At 68.7% G+C, this 20914-nt stretch carries 17 protein-coding genes; 5 read left to right on the forward strand and 12 right to left on the reverse strand.

Annotation, left to right across the window (positions count from 1 at the left end):
- Positions 1 to 104: 104 nt before the first annotated feature.
- On the forward strand, positions 105 to 1040 hold the full coding sequence (locus POL67_RS23465) for a fatty acid desaturase family protein (RefSeq protein WP_271920687.1): 936 nt from the start codon (positions 105 to 107) through the stop codon (positions 1038 to 1040).
- Between the two features lie 31 nt (positions 1041 to 1071).
- Positions 1072 to 3537, forward strand: coding sequence for a M1 family aminopeptidase (locus POL67_RS23470; protein ID WP_271920689.1), 2466 nt, complete (start codon positions 1072 to 1074; stop codon positions 3535 to 3537).
- Here POL67_RS23470 and POL67_RS23475 read toward each other — a convergent pair whose 3' ends face one another.
- The 6 genes from POL67_RS23475 to serC all read right to left on the reverse strand — a co-directional run bounded on the left by POL67_RS23475 (position 3538) and on the right by serC (position 10209).
- Positions 3538 to 4281, reverse strand: coding sequence for an MBL fold metallo-hydrolase (locus tag POL67_RS23475; protein WP_271920691.1), 744 nt, complete (start codon positions 4279 to 4281; stop codon positions 3538 to 3540).
- Between the two features lie 162 nt (positions 4282 to 4443).
- Positions 4444 to 4935, reverse strand: coding sequence for a KGG domain-containing protein (locus tag POL67_RS54545; RefSeq protein ID WP_271920693.1), 492 nt, complete (start codon positions 4933 to 4935; stop codon positions 4444 to 4446).
- Between the two features lie 655 nt (positions 4936 to 5590).
- Positions 5591 to 6244, reverse strand: a complete 654-nt coding sequence (locus POL67_RS54295) for a helix-turn-helix domain-containing protein (RefSeq protein ID WP_373372368.1) — start codon at positions 6242 to 6244, stop codon at positions 5591 to 5593.
- Between the two features lie 87 nt (positions 6245 to 6331).
- Positions 6332 to 7384, reverse strand: a complete 1053-nt coding sequence (locus POL67_RS23485) for a hypothetical protein (protein ID WP_271920695.1) — start codon at positions 7382 to 7384, stop codon at positions 6332 to 6334.
- A 52-nt stretch (positions 7385 to 7436) separates the two neighbouring features.
- Complete coding sequence (locus tag POL67_RS23490; protein ID WP_271920697.1) at positions 7437 to 8873, reverse strand: serine/threonine-protein kinase; 1437 nt, start codon at positions 8871 to 8873, stop codon at positions 7437 to 7439.
- Positions 8874 to 9120: 247 nt separating this feature from the next.
- Complete coding sequence (gene serC, locus POL67_RS23495; protein WP_271920700.1) at positions 9121 to 10209, reverse strand: 3-phosphoserine/phosphohydroxythreonine transaminase; 1089 nt, start codon at positions 10207 to 10209, stop codon at positions 9121 to 9123.
- A gap of 115 nt (positions 10210 to 10324) precedes the next feature.
- Between serC and POL67_RS23500 the strand changes: the two genes are divergently transcribed.
- On the forward strand, positions 10325 to 11440 hold the full coding sequence (locus tag POL67_RS23500) for a 1-aminocyclopropane-1-carboxylate deaminase/D-cysteine desulfhydrase (protein ID WP_271920702.1): 1116 nt from the start codon (positions 10325 to 10327) through the stop codon (positions 11438 to 11440).
- Here POL67_RS23500 and POL67_RS23505 read toward each other — a convergent pair.
- The 3 genes from POL67_RS23505 to POL67_RS23515 form a co-directional block, all read right to left on the reverse strand.
- A complete protein-coding gene (locus POL67_RS23505) occupies positions 11437 to 12999 on the reverse strand; it encodes a PH domain-containing protein (RefSeq protein ID WP_271920704.1) in 1563 nt (520 codons plus the stop codon). The genes POL67_RS23500 and POL67_RS23505 overlap by 4 nt on opposite strands.
- A gap of 133 nt (positions 13000 to 13132) precedes the next feature.
- Complete coding sequence (locus POL67_RS23510; RefSeq protein ID WP_271920707.1) at positions 13133 to 13762, reverse strand: hypothetical protein; 630 nt, start codon at positions 13760 to 13762, stop codon at positions 13133 to 13135.
- A gap of 5 nt (positions 13763 to 13767) precedes the next feature.
- Positions 13768 to 14919: an acyl-CoA dehydrogenase family protein gene (locus POL67_RS23515; RefSeq protein ID WP_271920709.1), complete on the reverse strand. Its 1152-nt coding sequence runs from the start codon at positions 14917 to 14919 to the stop codon at positions 13768 to 13770.
- Positions 14920 to 15333: 414 nt separating this feature from the next.
- On the opposite strand from POL67_RS23515, the gene POL67_RS23520 reads away from it, so the two are divergent.
- Entirely contained in the window at positions 15334 to 16545 is a 1212-nt protein-coding gene (locus tag POL67_RS23520) for a hypothetical protein (RefSeq protein ID WP_271920711.1), read from the forward strand.
- 6 nt (positions 16546 to 16551) lie between these two features.
- Here the strand turns inward: POL67_RS23520 and POL67_RS23525 are convergent, their stop codons facing one another.
- Positions 16552 to 17487 (reverse strand): rhomboid family intramembrane serine protease, encoded by a 936-nt coding sequence (locus tag POL67_RS23525; protein ID WP_271920714.1) that lies wholly within the window; start codon positions 17485 to 17487, stop codon positions 16552 to 16554.
- Positions 17488 to 17721: 234 nt separating this feature from the next.
- Here POL67_RS23525 and apaG point away from each other — a divergent pair, with 234 nt between their 5' ends.
- Positions 17722 to 18108 (forward strand): Co2+/Mg2+ efflux facilitator ApaG/CorD, encoded by a 387-nt coding sequence (gene apaG / locus POL67_RS23530; protein WP_271920716.1) that lies wholly within the window; start codon positions 17722 to 17724, stop codon positions 18106 to 18108.
- A gap of 63 nt (positions 18109 to 18171) precedes the next feature.
- On the opposite strand, the gene clpA is transcribed toward apaG, so the two are convergent.
- Together clpA and clpS are read right to left on the reverse strand one after the other, a co-directional pair.
- Positions 18172 to 20496 carry an ATP-dependent Clp protease ATP-binding subunit ClpA gene (clpA, locus tag POL67_RS23535; RefSeq protein WP_271920718.1) on the reverse strand — a complete coding sequence of 775 codons (2325 nt, stop codon included), beginning with the start codon at positions 20494 to 20496 and terminating at the stop codon, positions 18172 to 18174.
- Between the two features lie 5 nt (positions 20497 to 20501).
- Complete coding sequence (gene clpS, locus POL67_RS23540; RefSeq protein ID WP_271920720.1) at positions 20502 to 20825, reverse strand: ATP-dependent Clp protease adapter ClpS; 324 nt, start codon at positions 20823 to 20825, stop codon at positions 20502 to 20504.
- Positions 20826 to 20914 lie beyond the last annotated feature (89 nt).

Genomic DNA, 20914 nt, shown 5'->3' on the forward strand with positions numbered 1-20914 from the left:
CCTGCGGGCCGGCCCGCATTTTCGACGCCCTGGACGGTCCAAAATGCGCTACACAGTGTCGAACTTTCGACACGTGGGCTGGGCTGCCCGTCGGGTGACTTTTCATGCTTCGTTACCGAGCCGACCTCCGAACGTTGTGCTTCGTGGCGATCTACTTCGCGCTGGTCGCCGTGCAGTGGGTCTACGCGCCGAGCGCGCTCTGGCTCGCGATCCCGCTCCTCGCGGTGACGTGTGTGTTCTCGTTCCTCGGCGCTGTGGCCACGCACAACACCGTACATTCCCCCGTGTTCAAGAAGCGCTGGGTGAACCGCGTCTTCCAGGTCGTGCTCACGTTGACCTACGGACACCCCGTCAGCGCCTTCGTGCCGGGCCACAACTTGAGCCACCACAAGCACACGCAGACGCGGCGTGACGTGATGCGCACGACGAAGGTGCGGTATCGCTGGAACTTGCTGAACGGCCTGCTCTTCATGCCGACCGTGGGCAGGGACGTCTTCCTCGCCGACATGCGGTACTTCAAGGCGATGTACCGCCAGAACCCGCCCTGGTTCCGGCAGATGATCCTCGAAGCGACGGTCTTCCTCGGCACGATGGGCGTCCTCCTCGCGCTCGATTGGAAGAAGTTCCTGATCTACGTGATCATCCCGCACCAGTATGCGGCCTGGGGGATCATCTCGATGAATTACCTCCAGCACGACGGATGTGATCAGGAGAGCGAATACAACCATTCGCGGAACTTCCTCGGCAAATTCGTCAATTTCATGGCCTACAACAACGGCTACCACACGATCCACCACATGGAGCCGGGCCTGCACTGGAGCCTCTTGCCCGCGGAGCACGCGAAGCGGGTCGCGCCGTTCATTCACCCCGAGCTCGATCAGCCCTCGATGCTCGTGTATCTCTTCCGCACCTTCGCGTGGCCCGCCAAGCGCCGCATGTACGATGGGAAGCCCGTCGAGATCCCGGCCGAGGGCCCCGACGAGGAGTGGATTCCGCCGCCCCGCGAGGTCCGACATGACCTCGGCGCGATCGCCATGTAGCGCTCCGAGCCTGCCCGGGTAGCATGGCGACATGCGCCCTTTTTGCCTCGCTTTTCTTCCCGCCCTCACGATCCCCTTCCTGACCACTGGCTGCGGTAGCTCCCCGCTCGAGGAGGCCACGCGCGGCTATGATGTCGATCGATACGAGCTCGAAGGCGCGTTCGATTGGAACACGCGCAAGCTCGACGCGACCGTCGCCGTGACGCTCACGCTCACCGAGGATACGCCCGCGATCGCCCTCGACAGCCGCGTCGCCGTGAAGGCCGTTCGTATCGCCGGCGTCGAGGAGCCCGCGTACGAGGTCGACGCACCGAGCGGCGTGCTCGCCATTTCGCTGGAGGACGCGCCCAAGGCCGCCAAGGGACAAACGGTCCGGATCGAGATCGATTACGAGGCCGGCACGAGCGACAACCTGTATGCCATTTCCACGCGGCTCGGGGATCCCGTCCTCGGCCGCGCCGTCTTCACGGACTCCGAGCCGCTCGGCACGTCGTGGTGGATGCCCTGCACGAATGATCCGAGCGACCGCGCGACGTTCTCCGTCGCCTTGAAGGTTCCAGCCCAGGAGCAGCTCATCGCCAATGGCCGGCTCGTGCTCGATGCCGAGGAGGGGCCGGGCTCGCACCGCGTGAAATACGAGACCCCCTGGACGCTGCCGACCTATCAAATGGCGTTCGCCGTGAGCCAGTTCGAGGTGGCGAAGGCCCAGACGAAGACCGGCTTGCCCGTCGAGGTCTGGCACCGCCGCGAGCTCCCGGGCAGCCACACCGACATGGCGAAGGCGCTCGCCGGCATGATCGATCGGTTCGAGCCGCTCGTCGGGCCCTATCCGTTCGAGCGATACGCCCTCGTGCTCGTGCCCTCGTTCCCCGGGGGAGGCATGGAGAACGCGGGCATCTCGTTCCAGCGCGAGACGAGCAGCACGGAGCCCGCGCTCGCCGGTGATTTTTACCTCGCCGCGCACGAGCTCGCGCATCAATGGTTCGGCGATCTCGTCACGATCGAGACCTGGGACGACGTCTGGATCAAGGAGGGAATGGCGAACCAGCTCGAATACGAGGCCGGGCGCGCGTTCACGGACGCGAGCGCGGAGGGGTCGCTGCATGGGGATCAATTCTTCCCCGAGGACGGGGTGCCCATCCGCAATCCCTCCCTCGCGCCGGCCGACAAATATACGTCAGGCCCGTACGGCCGCGCGGCCTGGCTGCACACGCAGATCCGGGGGTTGGCGGGGGACGTGGTGTATTTCGAGACGTTGCGGAAGGTCCTCGACGCGCATCGGTTCGGCGCGATCGGGACCAAGGCGTTCGTCGACGCCTTTGCAGAGGTGCTCGGGCCGGAGGCGACGGCGCGGGTGCGGCGCGCGATCGACGCGCGGGCGATGCCGCGGATCGAGCTTCAAGCGGAGCCAAACGCCGCCTTCGCGCTCGTGCTCGACGATCCCGACGCGGCGCTCGTCGCGCCGCTCGTGGTGCGCTGGTATGGCGCGGAGGGATCGGCCGAGGAGGTGTCGCTTCTAGGCGGCGCGCGGGCCGTGATCCCGGCCGCGGCGACGGAGGTCCTGCTCGTCGTGGATCCGGACGACGTGCACCCGGATTTCGAGGTCACCGGGGACGACGTGACCATGGCCGCATGGCTCGCGGCGCGCGTGCCGCTCTCGGCGAACGGAAAGACCGTGTTCGCGGGGCTCGGCGGGGCGGCGCAGATGAATGCGCTTCGCGTGGCCGGCGCGTCGGGCGCGGCGATGATCACGCCGGCCGAGATCACGGGGCTCCTGGGCGAGCTCGACGCGGACGGGGCGAAGGCGCTCGCGTTGCAGCTCGGCTGCGGGCTCGCGGCGAGCACGCAGGATCCCGTGGAGCGAGAGGCCTGGGCGGCGGCCCTCGCGCCGCTTGTCGAAGTGGGGCCGCCCTCGATCGGGCTCGGGTGGATCGGCACGGGGCTCGGCGCGTGCGGTGACGTCGTGCCGCTGGACGAGCTCTTCAGCGCGGAATGGCCCAAGCTCGAAGCCGGCCTCCCGGCCGCGGACGTATCCCTCACGCGGCTCCAGTACCTCGCGTCGTTGCGGCTCCCGGAGGATCGCGAGCTCGCCACGTTCGGCGTGGTGGCCACGAAGGCGCCCTCGCTTCGGGCGCGTCGCATCGCCCTGGATCACCTGGCGCGGCGCGCGCGCGACGTGAACTCGGCCGCGTGGGTGACGTTTTACCTCGACCTGCTCCGCGCGACGCGGACCTCGGAGACCTTGGCGTCGGCGATGAACGGGGCCTCGTGGGCGGTCTTCAACACGGCCACGGGCATCAACGAATTCGCGGACGTGCTGCGCGACATCCTGCACGATGAAGCGACGCGGCCGGCGCACGCGCGGGCAATCTGCATCGGGGTGCGGATGCTCGCCGACGATCCGGCCGCGACGGCCGCGTTCCTCGACGATCTCGCGGATGCGCCGCTCTCAAAGCCGGCGCGGGCGCTCCTGAAGACGCCGGACAGGTGCTTGTGATCAGATCTCGAAACGCTCGCCCTCGTGCGTGCACACGATGGGCGAGTGTTCCGGATCATGAAAATCCGGATAATGAATGAGCCGCATGCGGCGCTTCACGTCCTCCGGCAGCCCCACGAGCGAGGCGAGCGGCGTGTGGACGCCGAGGTTCGTCTCGTGGAAAAAGAGATCGGCCTTGGCGAGCCAGTCGATCAGCGTGGGATCAAACGCCGTGTCGGCGCTGTACCCGAAGCGAGCCCCGTTCGCGGAAAACCGCAGCGCCGACGTGGGAATGTGGTGGATCGTCGGCCGCCATTCGAGGTCGAGATCGCCGATGGAGTTCGTCCCGGCGCCGAGCGGCGACACGTCCGCGTAATCGTCCAGCGTGAGCGACGTGCGGGTCCCGTCAGGAGACATGAGGGTATCCATTCCGCCCCGGAGGCGTGTCTCCCAGAGCCCCGCGAGGACCTCGGGCGCCGCGTGCAGCGCGACGCGTTTCCCCGTCACGAACCGCCGATAAAAAAGGAGCTGCTCGAGCCCCCCCACGTGATCGCCGTGCAGGTGCGTGATGACCACGTGATCGATGTCGGCGAGCCCGATCGGAGGGCCCCCGCGCGCGCCGAGATCACCGAGCGCCCGTCCAAGCGCGGGCGGCGCGTCGACGAGGATCCGCGTCGCGCCGGCCTCGACGAGGAAGCTGGCATTAAAATGACGCGTGGTGAATGCATCCCCCACGCCGACGACACGCACGACGAGCGAACTCACGACAGCCTCCCGTCGTGCGGCGTCGTTCCCTGGTTTCCGGGCGGAGACATGGCCATGGCGCGCCCTGATGGTGCCCCATCACGGCGAGCCGAGCCAGCGGCCTCTGCCCGCTTCGCGCGAGGGGGGAGCGACGGGCGCCGCTCCCCCAGCGAGCGATCGCGGTCAATGGGTGCCGCGCGCCTCACCACCCTTGCGCCCAATCTGCGCCATGTGGGCCCGATCGCTCGACACGGCCTCGCCACCCTTGCGGCCGATTTGCGCCATGTGCTCGCGGTCCTGGCTCACGCGCTCGCCGCCCTTGCGGCCGATCTCGGCCATGTGCTTGCGGTTCTGGCTGACGACCTCGCCGCCCTTCTTGCCCGCCTGGCGCGCCTCGTCGGGCGTGAATTCGTGGGCCGTTCCCTTTTCGTGCGCAGCTTTTCCGCCCTTGCTCGCGATGGCGCGCTGTTTGTCGCGTTCCATGGCCGCGAAGCCCCGCTGCGAGGGTGGCTTGCGCTCGGTCGTCGGCCCGAGGTCGCTCGAAGAGACCGGCCCCTCGTGCTCCTCGTCCCGCTCGATCGATTGCTCGGAATGAGCCTGCGCCGTCTCCGCCTGCTTCATGTCCTCGGCCTCGCCGCTGTTCCTCGCGGTCTCGTGCTGGTCCTTCTCGATCATGTGCCCCTCCTTGTGACGCCCCGCTCGATGCTCCAGCCGGGCGCCGTGTTGCTTCGCGGATTGCTGTTGGGCCGCGCGAAATGACGTCAAGCTGCGCTCGGTAGCGCGTGTGCCTGCTGCCGTGAGAAATGGTCGCAGAGCGAGCGAACTCGTGCACGCCGGCTCGAACCGGTCGCACGCCCGTGTTTTGCCCCGACGAACGGGGGAGCTCGAGCATGACGGAATCGGGCCGGACAGACGACTTCATCGGGTTTGGCAGAGCCTCATTCTCGATGCTGCAAAGCGCGTGACCGCTCGCTCGCTTTTGGCGAGCGGACGATCGCGGCGCCTCATGGAAAGGTCTGTCCCGTCCTTGCCCGAGCGAGCACGCGATGGCGTGCGGGCAAGGAGGTGCACACCTCTCCGGCGCATACGCTCGCCAATCAAAGAAGAGACCACGCGGCTTCGCCACGATGGACGCTCCTCGGAATCGAGCGGGCGCGACGGCAATCTTCGATGCACGAGCCCGCTCATCGGCTTGCAAAAGCACGAGTGAAGCGGCCGCCCTCGACCATGAGGTTTTTCGCGGCAGATCAAGCGCGATACGCCAAACCGCCTCGCATTGCGCCGGAGGTGCCGGGTTTTTCGGCGATCCCACGTAAGGCGAGGGCCCTACCTAGACGAGCGGGCGTCTACGAAGCTTTGTGGGCCAGAGCGAGGGTGTGGATGTCCGCGGGGCGCCGTCGGATGTCGAGGACTGTTCCTCGCGGATGGAACGCCTCCGTCGGCGGCGCGAAGATGTGGACCCGGCTGCGTCGATGTCGGTCCCAGGAGGAGGCGCGGACCCCGCGGCACTCCTCGGGGACCCGGTTCGCGCGGTCGGGCGGCGTGGGCCTTGGGCGCTCACCGCGACGCAGAAACGGCGCAGGATGCGGTCGACGGTGGAGCGGCTGAGCCCGGTGGCCCTGGCCAGGGTGCGTCGGGACCAGCGGCGAGCGCCCTCAGGCGTGGGTTCGAGCGTTCGGCGGAGGAGCTCCTCGACGCGTGCGTCCGCAATGCGCCGGGGGGCGCCTCGCCGGGGGCGGTCTTCCAGGCCCGGGAGCCGGTCCCGGACGAACCGGTCGCGCCAGCGCATGACGACCCGCCGCCCGACACCGACGTGCGTCGCGACGTACGCGACGTCATGGCCAGCGGCACAAGCGAGCACGATCTTCGCACGCAGCGCCTGCCTGGGGTCGTGCGTGTCCTTCTCGGTCGGGGCCCGGGCGCGCGTTTCGAGCACCAAGCGTTCGTCGGGGGTCACTTCCATCGGCGGGTTCGCTCGTCCCATCGATGGTGAACATGTGCCCAGCCCCCGCCCGTTCTCACTTTTTGTGCAGGCGGCCGAGCGGGGCCCCGGCGAGGCCGGCGGGCGAGGTCAGAAGGTGCCGCGCAGGCCGACGCTGCCGAGGCCGATCAAGGGCTCGACGCTCGCCTTCGTGGGCGATGCGGGCTTGGCCTTGGGCGCCGTCAAGAGGAGGACGACCCCTGCCGTGAGGCCGACGCCGCCCACGACGAACAGGGCGGTCGAGATCGCCGCCTTCGTGTCGATGCTCTCGCGGTAGTTCTTGTATCTGACAGGCGAAGCGGGCGTGTCGTCGGTCTCGCTCTTGTTCGTGCAGGGGTTGTCGCCGTTGACCTCGCGCTCGCAGTACGCCTTCATATCGCTGCGCGTGGCGTAGGCGCTGTACAGCGCGCCGCCGCCGCCGATCGCGGCCGCGCCGCCGACGCCGAGGCTGATGTAGCCGAGGAGCCGCTGCGTGGCGCCGGGGGGTTTGGGCGGCGTGTCGGGGCTGCCGCCGGGGGGCGCGACGATGTCGCCGCCGGCGGGCTCCGTGCTGCTCTTCGGCTTGAGCTCCAGCACGGCGCGGGCGGCCTGCTTCTCGTCGATCTTGAGGTCGAGGGCGGCCGCAGACGCCGGCGTATCGGCCTCGACGCGGTGCACGCCGGGGTTCAGCGGCGTCTTCACGCCGATGAGCGCGCGCGGAAACACCTTGCCGTCGAGCATGACGGTCGCGACCTCCGCGCCGGCGCCCTGCACGGTGAGCTCGATCGTGGGGATGCGCGGCGAGAGCGCAGTGAGCTCCTTGGCGGCCGTCTCCTGCGCGTCGCGGAAGGCCTCGGGCGCCTTGTCGTCGAGCTGCAGGATCGTGATGGATCGGTACCTCTCCGCGGCCTCGACGAGGCGGCCGAGCTTCTCCAGCGTGCGCGCCGCGAGGAGTTTTACGGTGGGCGCGTTGACGAGCGCGTCGGCGCGATCGAACTTCACGAGCGCGTCGGCGTATTTGCCCTGCTCGTAGAGGGCGTAGCCCTCGTCCGCGAGCGCGCGGGCGGCGATACGCACTTGATCGTCGATCGGCTGCGCCCACGCCGGCGAGGCGCAGAGCGCTACGCCCACGAGCAGCGAGCCGATCCACTTCGACAACCGCATCGTTTCCCTCTCGCTCCTTCGAGCCGTCCGCGAACGGAAGAGCCCGTCTCCGTCAGATCCCCCAGTTGGGCTTCTTGGTCGTAGTGGACTTCTTGGTCGTCGTCCCGCCCTTGTTGATCGGGTACCGCGTGGTCGTCGTCGGCGCTGCGCTGGGTGTTGGCGCGGTGCTCGGAATCGCCGCGGCAGGCTCGCTCGTGGGCGGCACAGAAGGAGAAGGCGCAGGGGCCGCCGAAGCCGTCGTCGGTGCGGCGACCGTCTCCGGCGGCGGAGGCGCCGCGGGGGACGCGGAGGGCGGCGGCGAGGCCGAAGGGGTGGTCGCGTCCGTCGTCGCGGGAGGGCCGCTCGTCGAGAGGAGCACGACGGCCGTCGCGGCGCCGAGCACGACGGCCGCGATCGCGCCCACGATCAAGGCGGGGCGCGTCTTCTTTTGCGCGGGCTGGCCCGGCGCGACGGCCGCGACGAGCCCGCGGTGGGTCATCGTCGTCGGATCGGGCGTGCTCGTCTTGGCGAACGCCGACGGCTCGGGGCCTGGGGCCGACACGCGCGCGTGCGGCATCACGATGTTCGGCAGCGAGGGGTGCGTCTGGCTGAGCTTCCAGACGCCCGATTGATCCGGGCAGAGGAGCCAGCGCAGCGACTCGGCGAGCTCTTTCGCGGTCTGGAAACGCTCGTTCGGCTCGCGCGAACAGGCCTTGGCGAACCAATGGTCGAAGCCATCGGGGACGGGCGCGACGGCGGAGGGCACGGGCAAGGGGCGCGCGCAGATCTGCACGATGAGATCGCCGAGCGCCTCGCTGTCGAAGGGGCGCACGCCGGTCACGCACTCGTAGGCGATGACGCCGAGCGCCCAGAGATCGGCGCGCTGATCGATCGTCTTGTTCCCGAGCGCCTGCTCCGGGCTCATGTAGCAAGGCGTGCCGACGACCGAGCCGGTGCGCGTGGCGACGCCGCCCTGGCTGCCGAGCACGCCGCCGCCGATGGCCTTCGCGATGCCGAAGTCGAGGACCTTCGCGATCTCGTCCTCGTCGTTGCGCACGAGGAAGACGTTGCTCGGCTTGAGATCGCGGTGGACGATGCCGGCCTCGTGCGCCTTGCCCACGGCGCGCGCGATGTGCGTGATGATCGTGGTGGTCATCAGCGGCGGGAGCACCCGCACGCGCTCGATGCGCTGCTCGAGCGTCTCGCCCTCGAGCATCTCCATCGCGATGTACGGCAGGGCTCCGTCGTAGCCGTGATCCTGGATCTGCACCACGTGCGGCGTACGCAGCGCGGCAGCGGCCTTCGCCTCGCGGAAGAAGCGCTGGACGATCTCGCTGTTCTCGTTCGCGCCGCTCGATCCGAGGAGATCGACGTCGATGAGCTTGATGGCGACGGGCGCGCCGAGCGTCACATGCTCCGCGCGCCACACTTCGCCCATCGCTCCTTTTCCGAGGAGGCCGATCAGGCGATATTTCCCGGCAATCACGGCTCCGGGGCCCAAGCTACTCATGCTCGTCCGAGCTTACTCCAAGTCGTACCGAGCGTGGAAGGATCGTGCGCGCGGGAAAGTTACGATGCGCCGTGCGCGTGGCCGTCAAGTGACCGTCACGAGCCCGCACATTCACACGCGTGACTTAGAGGGTGTTCCCCAAGCTGCTGCGCGGCTCGATGCATCGGTCGGTCTCGCTCGCGACGCCTGGGGAACACCCTCGAAGCCATGGGCTCGGCACGGGGCCCATCTGCGAGCTACTTCACCGTCAGGCTGATTGCTTCGCGAAATCCTTCATGAAGCGAACGAGCGTCTCGACAGACGCGAGCTCCACGGCGTTGTAGAGCGAGACCCGGATGCCGCCGGTGACGCGATGGCCGGCGAGCCCGACCATGCCTTGTTTCGCGGCCTCGGCGACGAACCGCTTCTCGAGATCCTCGGTGGGGAGGCGGAAGACGACGTTCATCACGCTGCGGCTCTCGCGCTCGACCGGCGCGCGGTAAAACCCCGAGAGCTCGTCGAGCGTGCCGTAGAGCAGCCCCGCCTTCGCCCGGTTTTTCCGCTCGATCTCGGGCAAACCGCCGAGCTCCTTGGCGATCGCGAGGACGTTCCGCACGAGGTAAATCGCGAAGGTCGGCGGCGTGTTGTAGAGCGAGTTGTTCTCGGCGTGCGTCCGGTACTGGAAGATCTTGGGGATGTCCTTGCGGCTGTTCTCGACGAGATCCTTGCGCGCGACGACGACCGTGACGCCCGAGGGGCCGATGTTCTTCTGCGCGCCGGCGTAAATGAGCGCGTAGCGGCGGACGTCGATGGGGCGCCAGAGGAAATCGCTCGACATGTCCGCGACGAGAGGGACGTCGCCCGTGTCCGGGACGTTGTGCCACTGCGTGCCGAAGAGCGTGTTGTTCGTGGTGATGTGCACGTACGCCGCGTTCGGATCGAGCGAGAGCTCGTTCTGCCGCGGGATCCGGGTGTACCGCTTGCCCTCGGCCGTCGTCGCGGCCACGCGGACCGTGCCAATCCGCCCCGCCTCCTCGTACGCCTTCTCGGACCAGCCGCCTGTGACGACGTAATCGGCGCTCTTGCCGGGAGGCAGGAGGTTCAGCGGGACCATCGCGAACTGGTGGCTTGCGCCGCCTTGGAGGAAGAGCACGTGGTAGTCGTCGGGGATCGAGAGCAGCTCGCGGAGGAGCGAGAGGGCCTCGTCGTGCACGCCCTCGAACGCCTTGCCGCGGTGGCTGTGCTCGATGATCGACATGCCCGTGCCCTCGAAATCGAGCAGCTCGCGCTGGGCACGCTCGAGCGCGGCGAGGGGGAGCGCGGCAGGTCCGGCGTTGAAGTTGTGCACGCGAGCCATCGGTCGGGTCTCCTCTGCGATGTGGGCGCGAAAGGCAGCGCCTCGTGGCGCGACCGTATAGCACGAGGGCGCCTCCTGGCGGAGCCGCGCGCGTGGTGCTCTACTCGCACCGGCGATGAAGAACGACGCGGCAGCCAGGAAGGCCCCGGGCGCGCTCGTGGAGGGCCCCCGCGAGCCGCGCCTCTTCGCCGAGTACCCAGCCCTCAGCCGCGTGGTGCCATGGCTGCCGCTCGCAGTCACACCCACGCCGGTCGAGCGCTGCACGGCGATCGCCCGCTACCTCGGGCGCGACGACGTCTGGATGAAGCGCGACGACCTCGCGTCGCCGCTCTTCGGCGGCAACAAAGTCCGGCGCTTCGAGCACATCCTGGCCGACGCGAAGGAGCGCGGCGCGCGCGAGATCCTCACCGTGGGCGGCCTCGCCTCGACGCAGGTGACCGCGACGATCCTGTTCGGTCGCGCGCTCGGCTTCGACGTGACGAGCGTGCTCTTCGACCAACCCATCACCTCGTTCGCGCGCCGGTCGTTGCTGGTGCAAGCTTCCGCCGGCGGGCGCCTGATCCACGGCGGCGGCTACGCCCGGACGGCGATCCTCACGGCGCGCGAGATCGCCAGGGCGCGCAAGGCGTACTTCGTGCCGCCCGGAGCGTCGGGGCCGATGGCGAACCTCGGCTACGTCGGGGCTGCCTTCGAGCTCGCCGATCAGGTCGCGCGGGGCGAGATGCCGCGGCCGGATCTGATCGTCCTGCCCGCGGGGAGCGGCGGCACGGTGGCAGCGCTCTCGCTCGGCATGATGCTGCTCGGCTGGCCGACGACGGTGATCGCCGCGCGGATCACCGAGCGCTTCGCTTGCAATCGCGTGACGCTCCGGCTCCTCGTCGAGGCCACGGCGCAGAAACTCGCGCGTCACGCGGGATCACGCGTGCTGCGGCGGAACCTGCCGCCGCCGCGCTTCGAGGTCGATCACGGCGTCGCGGGGCGCGGATACGGGCATCCGACGCCCGAGGCGCTCGAGGCCGCGCCCGAGGTGACACGGCTGCTCGGCGTGCCGGGCGAGATCACGTACAGCGGCAAGGCGCTCGTGGGCTTGCGCCGCGCGTGCGTGGCCCATCCGGGCAAGACGATTTTGCTCTGGAACACGCTCTCGGCCACGTGGCCGGAGCCCTCGATCGGGCCGGAGGCGTTGCCTCCGGCCTTTCATCGGTTCTTCGAAGGGGACGTCCCGATCTAGGGCGAGATCGGGGGCGGGGAGGCGGGGCCGAAGCTCTGCTCGGCGATGTCGTCATAGGTGAGGAGCGGCGTCTTGGAGGCCTCGTCCGAGTAGAGCGGCTTGACCACGCAACCACGCGCGCCGCACTGGTTGGACTCGCGGAACGCTACGTCCGCGACCAGCCAGAAGCGGTTGCCGCCGGAAAGGCCCTCGCCGTCGATCGGGGTGAACGTGATCGGCGACTCGGGCTCGTAGTAGCCCTTGGGCCCGAGCTCGGCCGAGAGCGCGCCGTCGCAGAAGATCTTGATCGTCGGATGCACGTCGTAGTTCTTGTCGCGGTTGCCGAAGTAGTGAACGCCGACGCGGAACCACTGGTTCTTCGGGGGGAAGTCGACGTTCACGTTCTCCGGTGCGCAGAACTCCGTGTCCTCCGGGTCTGAGATCGTCGGATCGCAGTACACGTTGTCGAGGTCGAGCCGCGGGTTGTGGCAACCCTTGCCGAGGGACTGCCATTTCTGGCCCACGCCGCGCGGCGCGAAGTAGCAGGTGTTCTTCTCGAAGATCGGGTCGAGGTACCAGGACACGGGGTCCGGCGGGCTCCCGTTCGCCGGGAACCAGGACGGCGCTTCGGACGCGTTGTCCTCGAAGTAGGAGAAGACACAGTTGGACCACGTACAATCCTGCGGTTCGCCCGAGATGGCCCAGGGCTGCGTGTTGTTCGGCTGGTGCAGGTGCAGATCGAGGTCGACGCCGTCGCCGCCGAGGTCGTGCTCCCACTCGAGCTCGACGCGCAGGCCCGGCGCGCCGACGAAGAGCGGATACGTGCACGTCGCGGTGCCGCCGCCGGCCACGCCCTTCGTGTACGTCACGGTGTACTCGCCCGACTGGAGCGGCTTGAAGTCGTCCGCGGGAGCCGCTCCGTTCACGCCGGGGCAGGGGTTGACACCGTCGGGGCAGGCGACGGTCCACGTCTCGGAGCCCGGGACCGCGTCGGCGCTGTAGTTCCCGGTGCCGTCCTTGAGGTTCACGTTGACGAACGGCGCCGTCGTCATCGGGTGGCACGCGCTCGTGTCGTTCAGGAAGCACAGGTCGGTCGCGTGGACGCCACCGTTGCAGGACGACCAGTAGCCGTTCTCGCTGCACTTCATGGTGCCATCGAAACAGCCCGGCGTGCCGCGGTAGGACGGATCGCCCCGGAAGCAGGGATTCGCCTGGCCCGCGGCGCAGGGGCAATCCTCGTCCACCTCGCCGTCGCAGTCGTCGTCGGTGCCGAGGTGGTCGGGGTCGCAGAGCTCCGTGGGCCCACATTGCGTGCCGCAGGGGTTCATCGGGACGTCGATCGGGGCGTCACTGCCGCCGTCGTCGTTCGGGATGAAGATCCCGCCTTCGCCGCCCATCCCACTCGAGGACGAGGGCGTGCCGCCCCCGCCGCCATGGCCCTCCCCGGCGGACCCGCCTTCACCGGGTTCGAACTTGTTGCCGGGGGACGTGGCCGCGCAGCCGGCGGCGATGGCCGCGCCAGTGGCGAGGCCCGCGAGCACATAAAAAAGCGGTTTCAAGGAGCGGCGACGGCGACGCATGGGACTCCTCCCGCCCCGGGCTGGGGCGTGATGGCTGAAGAAGGAAACGTACGTGCGAGGGAAGAGCGCCGCGGCCGGGATTCCGGTGGGCGCGGCACAAATCAGTGTAACGCGGCGAGGGATACGTCGAGGGCTATTTGGCGCGCAGGCTTTCGACGAACTTCTCGAACGCGGGCTTCGCAGCGGTGACGGTCTTCTCGGGGCCCGTGAGCTTGAAGAAGGTCAGCGATCCATCGGTCTCCACGATCGCGCCGAGCAGCGCCCAGTTCGGCTTCGGCCCGGCCGGCGCAGCGCCCGGCATGCCCATGCCACCCGAGAACGTGCCGTGGATCTCGACGACCGTCACGGAGAGCTCACCGACCTTGCGATCCTGCCGCGTGGTCGTGTCGTCCTTTCCACGCTCGAACTGGCCCGACCAGCGCTGCACGTTCTGATCGATCGTGCCGCCGGCCTGCGAGACGCTCATCTCGGCGTCCTCGGAATCTCCCTCGGCGCGCGGGATCTTGAAGGTCGCCTTGCGCATCGGGCTCGGGTTCTCGGCCTTCTGCCAGCCCTCGGGGACGTCGTAGGCGACGTCGGTCGGGCCTTTCCGCTGGGGCGCGGCCGCGCCTGGGCTCGTGCTGCCCGCGGGCGCCGCGGGGGCAGGGCGCGCCTTGTCCGGCGCGCCGCTCGGGGGAGGCTCGGGCGTCTTCTCACAGGCCGAGAGGGCGAGGATCGCGATGGGCGCGAGCAGAGCAGCGAGGAGTCGGTTTCGCGTTGCCATGGTGGCTAGTAGCCCTCCGTCTTGCAGATGATCTCGTTCATGATCTCGCGCGTGCCACCGCCGATCGGGTAGAGCCGCGCGTCGCGGTAGAGCCGCTCGACGAGCGTCTCGCGCATGTAACCGTGGCCGCCGAAGATCTGCACGGCCTCGTCGCAGACGAACGAGCAAGCGTCCGTCGCGGTGTTTTTCGCCATCGCAGCGAGGCCCGTGACCATGTCGCCGCGCAGGTAGCGCGCGACGACGTCGTTCATGAGCGCGCGCGCCGCCGCGATCCGCGTCGCCATGTCCGCGAGCTTGTGGCGAAGCACCTGGAAGCCCATGATCGGCTTGCCGAAGGCGCGCCGCTCGCGCGCGTAACGTACGGCCTCGTCGTACGCGAGCGAGGCGATCGCCACGCAATTGCCGGCGAGGAGCAGGCGCTCGACGGCGAAGTTCGTCATGATCGGGACGAAGCCGGCGTTCTCCTCGCCGATGAGGTTTTCCCGCGGAACGCGGCAGCCGTCGAAGACGAGCTCGGCCGTGTCCGAGGCCCACCAGCCCATCTTCGCGAGCTTCTTGCCCACGGAAAAGCCGGGCGTCCCGCGCTCGATCACGAGCAGCGAGATCCCGCCGTGCCCTTCGCCGCCCGTGCGCACGGCGGTCGTTACGAAGTCGGCGCGGCACCCCGAGGTGATGAACGTCTTCGCGCCCGTGACGACGTAATGATCGCCGTCCTTGATCGCGCGCGTCGCGAGCGAGGCGACGTCGCTGCCGCCGCCGGGCTCGGTGATCGCGAGCGCCGCGATCTTCTCGCCTGCGAGCACGGGCGGGAGGAACCGCTTTTTCTGCTCGTCGGTGCCGAAGTTCAGGATCGGCGGAAGCGCGATCGCGTGGCTGCCCAGGCCGACGGCCGTGCCCACGGACGTGCCGGCGGTGATCATCTCCTCGGTCGCAGCGATCGCGTGCGAGAGATCCCCGCCGGATCCGCCGTAGGCCTCGGGGTAACCGACGCCGAGCAGGCCGGCGCGGCTGGCTTTCTCGTAGAGCTCGCGGGGGAACTCGTTCGCCTCCTCCCAGGCATGGGCGAAGGGCGCGATTTCGCGGCGCGCGAAGCGACGGATCTCGTCCCGCAGCCGGGCGTGCTCGGGGGTCTCGTGGAGCGAGGGCAGGGATGTCACGGGGTACCGTCCGTTCCGAGCGAAGAGCTCACACGAGCGAGCTCGTGCCTAGCGCATGCAGAATGTCGCGGGGCGGAGGGTGGGGTTCGAGGCAGGGAATTTCAGGCTCCGGACCGGAGCCTCGTCAACCGCCTCAACCACCTCCACCAGGCGCAGGGGCCGGCGCAGCGGCGGGCTGCCCGGCAGGCGCCGCCGGAGCAGGCGGGGGCGCCGGAGCCGCTGCGGGTTCAGCTTTGACGGTAATCTCGTCGGGCCGTGTCAGGGACGAACACGCCGTCGCCGAGAGCGAAAGGATCACGACCCCGAGGGCCGTGATGGGTCGTCGGGTGAGCACGGGGGGACGTTACCACCCGACGCGCCTCGGGATCCATCCCCTGCCGCGACGCACCCCGCTCGTGCTACCAAAGAAAGTGCATGGATCCCGTCTTTCGCCGCGCCTACAACGCAGCCTTCGGACCCGACACCTACGCGGACTACCTCGCGCGCCTGGAGCGCCGGGTAGGCTCGAAGATCCCCTTCCGCGTGGCCGAGACGCCGCTCTTCTTGCCCGAGGGGCTGCGCAGCTATCTCGCGAAATCCGCGACCGAGATCGTGCAGCAGATCTCGCGGCCGAACGTGATCGAGACGATGAAGCGCGCGATCCCCGCGCACCTCGACGCGCCGGGGATGGACCCCTTGCCGAACTGCGTGCAGGTCGACTTCGCGATCGTACGCGGGGCGAGCGGAGAGCTCGAAGGACGTGTGGTCGAGCTGCAAGCGTTCCCCTCGCTCTACGCGCTCATGGTGCTGCAGAGCGAGGTCATGGCCGACGTGATGCGCACGATGCCCGGGCTCGATCGGAAATGGTCGATCTTCTTCGGCGGGCTCGATCGCGACGCGTTCGTCGCGCGGCTGCGCAAGGCCGTGCTCGCGGACGAGGATCCGGCGAACGTCGTGCTGCTCGACATCGATCCGCCGAACCAGAAGACCTACCCGGACTTCCTCGCGACGAAGGAGCTCGTCGGCGTCGATGCCGTCTGCCCGACGGCGCTCGTGCGCGAGGGCCGGAGGCTCTTCCGCAAGGTGAACGGCAAGCTCGTGCAGGTGCGCCGCATCTACAACCGCGTGGTCTTCGACGAGCTCGAGGCGCGCAAAATCGAGCTCCCGTTCCGCTACACCGAGGAGCTCGACATCACGTGGTGCTCGCACCCGAACTGGTACTGGACGTGGTCGAAGTACACGCTGCCGTACATCGATCACCCGGCTGTACCCCGCGCGCGGTACCTCTCGGAGCTTTCGGAGATCCCGCATGATCTCGAGCGGTACGTGCTGAAGCCGCTCTTCTCGTTCGCGGGCGCGGGCGTGAAGGTGGATCCGACGAAGGAAGACATCGCGGCGATCCCGGCGTCGGATCGGCACGGCTGGCTCTTGCAGGAGAAGATCCAGTACGAGCCCGCACTGCCGATGCCCGACGGATCGGGCGTGAAGGGCGAGGTGCGGATGATGTTCCTGCGCGCGCCCGACGAGCCCGCGCCCGCGCTCGTGCTGAACCTCGTGCGGCTCTCGCGCGGCAAGATGCTCGGCGTCGATCAGAACAAGGATCTCACCTGGGTCGGCGGTACGGTCGGGCTCTGGCCCGTCGACTGATCCGACTCAGAACGGCCAGACGAGCCGGTACGGCAGCGCCAGGCGCCACGCGCCGAGGAGGAGCGCGATCGTGGCCCCGAGCAGCCCCGCCTGGAGCCACGGCCGCGGCGAAGGCCGGGTCTTGCGCAGGACGAGCGCCGCGCCGAGGCCCACCACCACGCCCGCGACAAACCCGAAGAAATGCGCGCCGAGATCGGATTGCGGGCTCGCGCCGAGCGCGCCCAGGAGCGCGAGTCCGCCGACGATCGGCGCCGCGATCTCCTGCATCGCGCGTTTGCGCCCCGCCGCGTGATCCCGATCGAGCGCGAGCTGCGTGGCCGCGAGCAGCCCGATCGCCCCGAAGACCGCCGTCGACGCGCCGATCGAGCGATGCACGTCGTGGCCCATCGTGTGATACGCGACCGCGTTCGCGACGTTGCCGAGCGTGCCCGCCGTGAGGATCGCGAGCGCCGCGCCGCCCGGGCCGAGCCTGCGTTGCACGGCCGACGCGAAGATCGCGCCCGAAATCACGTTGCCGATCACGTGCGACGAGTCCGCGTGCAGCGTGAGCGCCGTCAGCGCGCGCCAAGGCTCGGCGCCGAGGACGAGGTTGCTCTCGGCGCGGCCGCGCTGGAACCAGAACGAGTTGTGCGCGACGGGACCCGTGACCACGAAAAACAGGGCGAGCGCGGCGAAGAGGAGCGGCGCGATGATCGAGGGCGCGTGCCGCGGACGCTCGCGGACCTTCTGCGGCGGCCAATCCCGGTTCTCGGCCTCGTACCGATCGATCGAGCTCGACGCGTGATCGTAATCCTCGTCCCGCACGACGAGGACCCAGCCCCGGAACGTCCAGCGCATCATGTGCCAGACCGACATCGACTGCAGGACGAGCGACCAATCCCGCGCCTTGCGCTCGTGTACCGGGCCGATGGCCGTGAGGCCCGGGAGAGGGTCGACCGGCACGAGCCCACCCGGCGCCGGGGGCGCCGCGGCTCCCGTGACCCCCGCGAAAGGCGAGGAGAGGGAAGGGAGGGACGAGGCCTGCGCCGGAACAGCTCTCTCGCCTGAATGGTCGTCGTTGTCGTTCACGGTTCGGGGAACGTGCGGACGAGCATGAGAGCTGTCAACACGGCCCGGCTTTCCGTCACCTCCGAAAGTCCCCTTGTGGACGGCTCGGCCGCGTGGCACGGCAGGACCGTGTCCACCGCCATCACGAACGGAATCCGCGTCTACGTCACGACCGTGTACGTGCCGTCGCAATCCATGCCGAGCGCGAGGCGTTACGTGTTCGCCTACACGGTGCGCATCTCGAACGAGGGCAGCGAGACCGCGCAGCTCCGCACGCGCCACTGGATCATCACCGACGGAAACGGGAAGGTCGAAGAAGTCCGAGGCCCCGGCGTCGTCGGCAAGCAGCCGACCCTCCGGCCCGGAGAGCACTTCGAGTACACGAGCGGCTGTGTGCTCGAGACGCCGCGCGGCACGATGCGCGGCACCTACCAAATGTACCCCGAGCGCGGCGGGCCCGCGTTCGACGCCGAGATCGCGCAGTTCACGCTCGCGATGCCGTATTCGCTGAACTGAAACGAAAACGGGGGCTCCTCCCGTGGGAAGAGCCCCCGCTTCGTTCGCATGCGCCGGTTCGCGTCAGGCCTGGGCCGTGGTTTCGGTCTCCTTCGGCGGCTCGGCCTTCTTCTCGTCGGCCGGCGGCTCGTTCGGGAGGAACGAGAACGAGAGCGCGTCGTCCTTCAGGTCGACCACGGCCTTTCCGCCTTGCTCGAGCTCGCCGAAGAGGATCTCGTCGCCGAGCCGAGGCTTGAGCTCGCGCTCGATGACACGACCGAGCGGGCGCGCGCCGAAGGCCGGATCGTAGCCCTTCTTCGCGAGGTAATCGCGCGCCGCGTCGGTGACCTGGATGGTCACGCCCTTGTCGCCCACGAGCGCCTCGATCTCGCGGATGAACTTGTCGACGATGCTGCCCATGACGCTCGGATCGAGCGGCTTGAACATGATGCGCGCATCGAGACGGTTCCGGAACTCCGGGCTGAACACGTTCTTGAAGGCGCGATCGTCGTCGCCCACGTTGCCGCGCTCGCCGAAGCCGAGGCGCGTTTGCGTGAGCTCCCGGGCGCCGACATTGCTCGTCATGATGAGCACGACGTGCCGGAAGGAGCTCTTCTTGCCGTTGTTGTCCGTGAGTGTGCCGTGGTCCATGACCTGCAGGAGCACCTGGAAGATGTCCGGGTGCGCCTTCTCGATCTCGTCGAGCAGGAGCACGGCGTGCGGCGTCTTCGCGATCGCCTCGGTGAGCAGGCCGCCGCGATCGAAGCCGACGTAGCCGGGGGGCGCGCCGATGAGGCGCGAGACCGTGTGCCGCTCCTGGTACTCGCTCATGTCGAAGCGGAGGAACTCGATCCCCATGACCTTCGCGAGCTGCTTGGCGAGCTCGGTCTTGCCGACGCCCGTCGGGCCCGTGAAGAGGAACGAGCCGATCGGCTTCTCCGGTGAGCGCAGGCCCGCGCGCGAGAGCTTGATGGCGCTCGCGAGCTGCGAGACGGCCTCGGCCTGGCCGAAGACCACACCTTCGAGCTCCTTCTGCAGATCCTTGAGCTGCGCGCGATCCGAGGTCGAGACCTGGCGCGGCGGGATCTGCGCCATCTTCGCGACGACGATCTCGATGTCGGACACGTCGACCGTGTAGTCCTCGCCGTGGGCGAGGCGCGCCGCGGCGCCGGCCTCGTCGAGCAGATCGATCGCCTTGTCGGGCAAGCGCCGATCACGGAGGTAGCGGTCGCTGAGCTTCGCGGCCGCTTCGAGCGCGGCGTCCGTGAAGCGGACCTTGTGGAACTCCTCGTAGTGCTTGCGCAGGCCTTCGAGGATCTGGCGCGTCTCGTCGACCGAGGGCTCGTTGATCTCGATGCGCTGGAAGCGACGCGCGAGGGCGCTGTCGCGCTCGAGGTGCCCGCGGTACTCCTGGAAGGTCGTCGCGCCGATGCAACGCAGGCGGCCGGACGCGAGCGCGGGCTTGAGCAGGTTCGAGGCGTCCATCGTGCCGCCGCTCGCGGCGCCGGCGCCGATGATCGTGTGGATCTCGTCGATGAACAGGATCGCGCCAGGCTGCTTTTCGAGGGCCTTGAGCACGCCCTTCAGTCGGTTTTCGAAGTCGCCGCGGTAACGCGTGCCGGCGATGAGCGCGCCCATGTCGAGCGCGTAGATCGTCGCGCCCTTGATCGCCTGCGGGACGTCGCCCTTGACGATCTTCATGGCGAGGCCCTCGGCGATGGCGGTCTTGCCGACGCCGGCGTCGCCGATGAGCAAGGGGTTGTTCTTGCGGCGCCGCGCGAGGACCTGGATCGTGCGCTCGAGCTCGATCGTCCGGCCGACCAGCGGATCGATACGCCCGCTCTCCGCTTCCTTGTTCAGGTTCACGGTGAACGAGGCGAGCGGATCACGGCGGCTCTCGCGGCCTTCGCCCTCGGCCTCGGCGGCGTCCGCGCCCTCGGTCGCGTCCTCCGGGCCGACCTCGTCGTCCTCGCCGTCCTTCGCGATGCCGTGCGACAGGAAGTTCACCACGTCGAGGCGCTGCACGTCGGACTCACGGAGCATCTGCACCGCGGGCGACTCGCGCTCGGAGAAGACCGCGACGAGGACGTTCGCGCCCTTGAGCTCCTTCTGGTTCGTGTTCTGGACGTGCACGGCCGCGCGGCCCACGACGTTCTGAAAGCCGATCGAGACGACTGGCTCGGAGTCGACGTGCTCGGGCAAGGCCTCGATCTCTTCTTCGAGGAAGAGCTGCAGGCGTTTCTTCAGCTTCGGTAGATCTCCGCCCGCCTTGCGGATCACGTTCGCCGTCTCCTCGTCGAACGTGAGCGCGTAGAGAAGGTGCTCGACGGTCACGTACTCGTGCCGTCGGCGGATGGCCTCGTGCGTGGCCAGCTTGAAGGCGATCTCGACCTCGGGGCTGATCTTCATGGTTCCTACTCGGGTTCGGCCGAAAGCCGGAGGGGCATGCCGTGTTGCCTCGCGAAGCTCTGCACCTGGGTGACCTTCGTCTCGGCGACATCCTTGGTGTAGACGCCCGCGACTCCGCTGCCCTTGTGGTGCACGCTGAGCATGATGTGCGTCGCTTCCGTGTCGGTCCTGTGAAAGAACTTCACGAGCACGAGAACGACGAACTCCATCGTCGTGTAGTTGTCGTTGTGGAGGAGGACCTTGTAGCGGCGGACCTTCTCGACCTTGCGCTTCTTCTGGGTCGCGAGATCGCCTTCCTGGTCCTCTCGTTCACGCGGATCGTTCGCCATACGTCTCGGGGGGCCGAACAGAATAGCAAGCCAGGGCCCGGCGCGCCGGTGGTCGCGCGCCAGGAATCGTTATGCTCGGGGCGCAGCAG

Source organism: Polyangium mundeleinium, assembly GCF_028369105.1.
Lineage (GTDB): Bacteria > Myxococcota_A > Polyangia > Polyangiales > Polyangiaceae > Polyangium > Polyangium mundeleinium.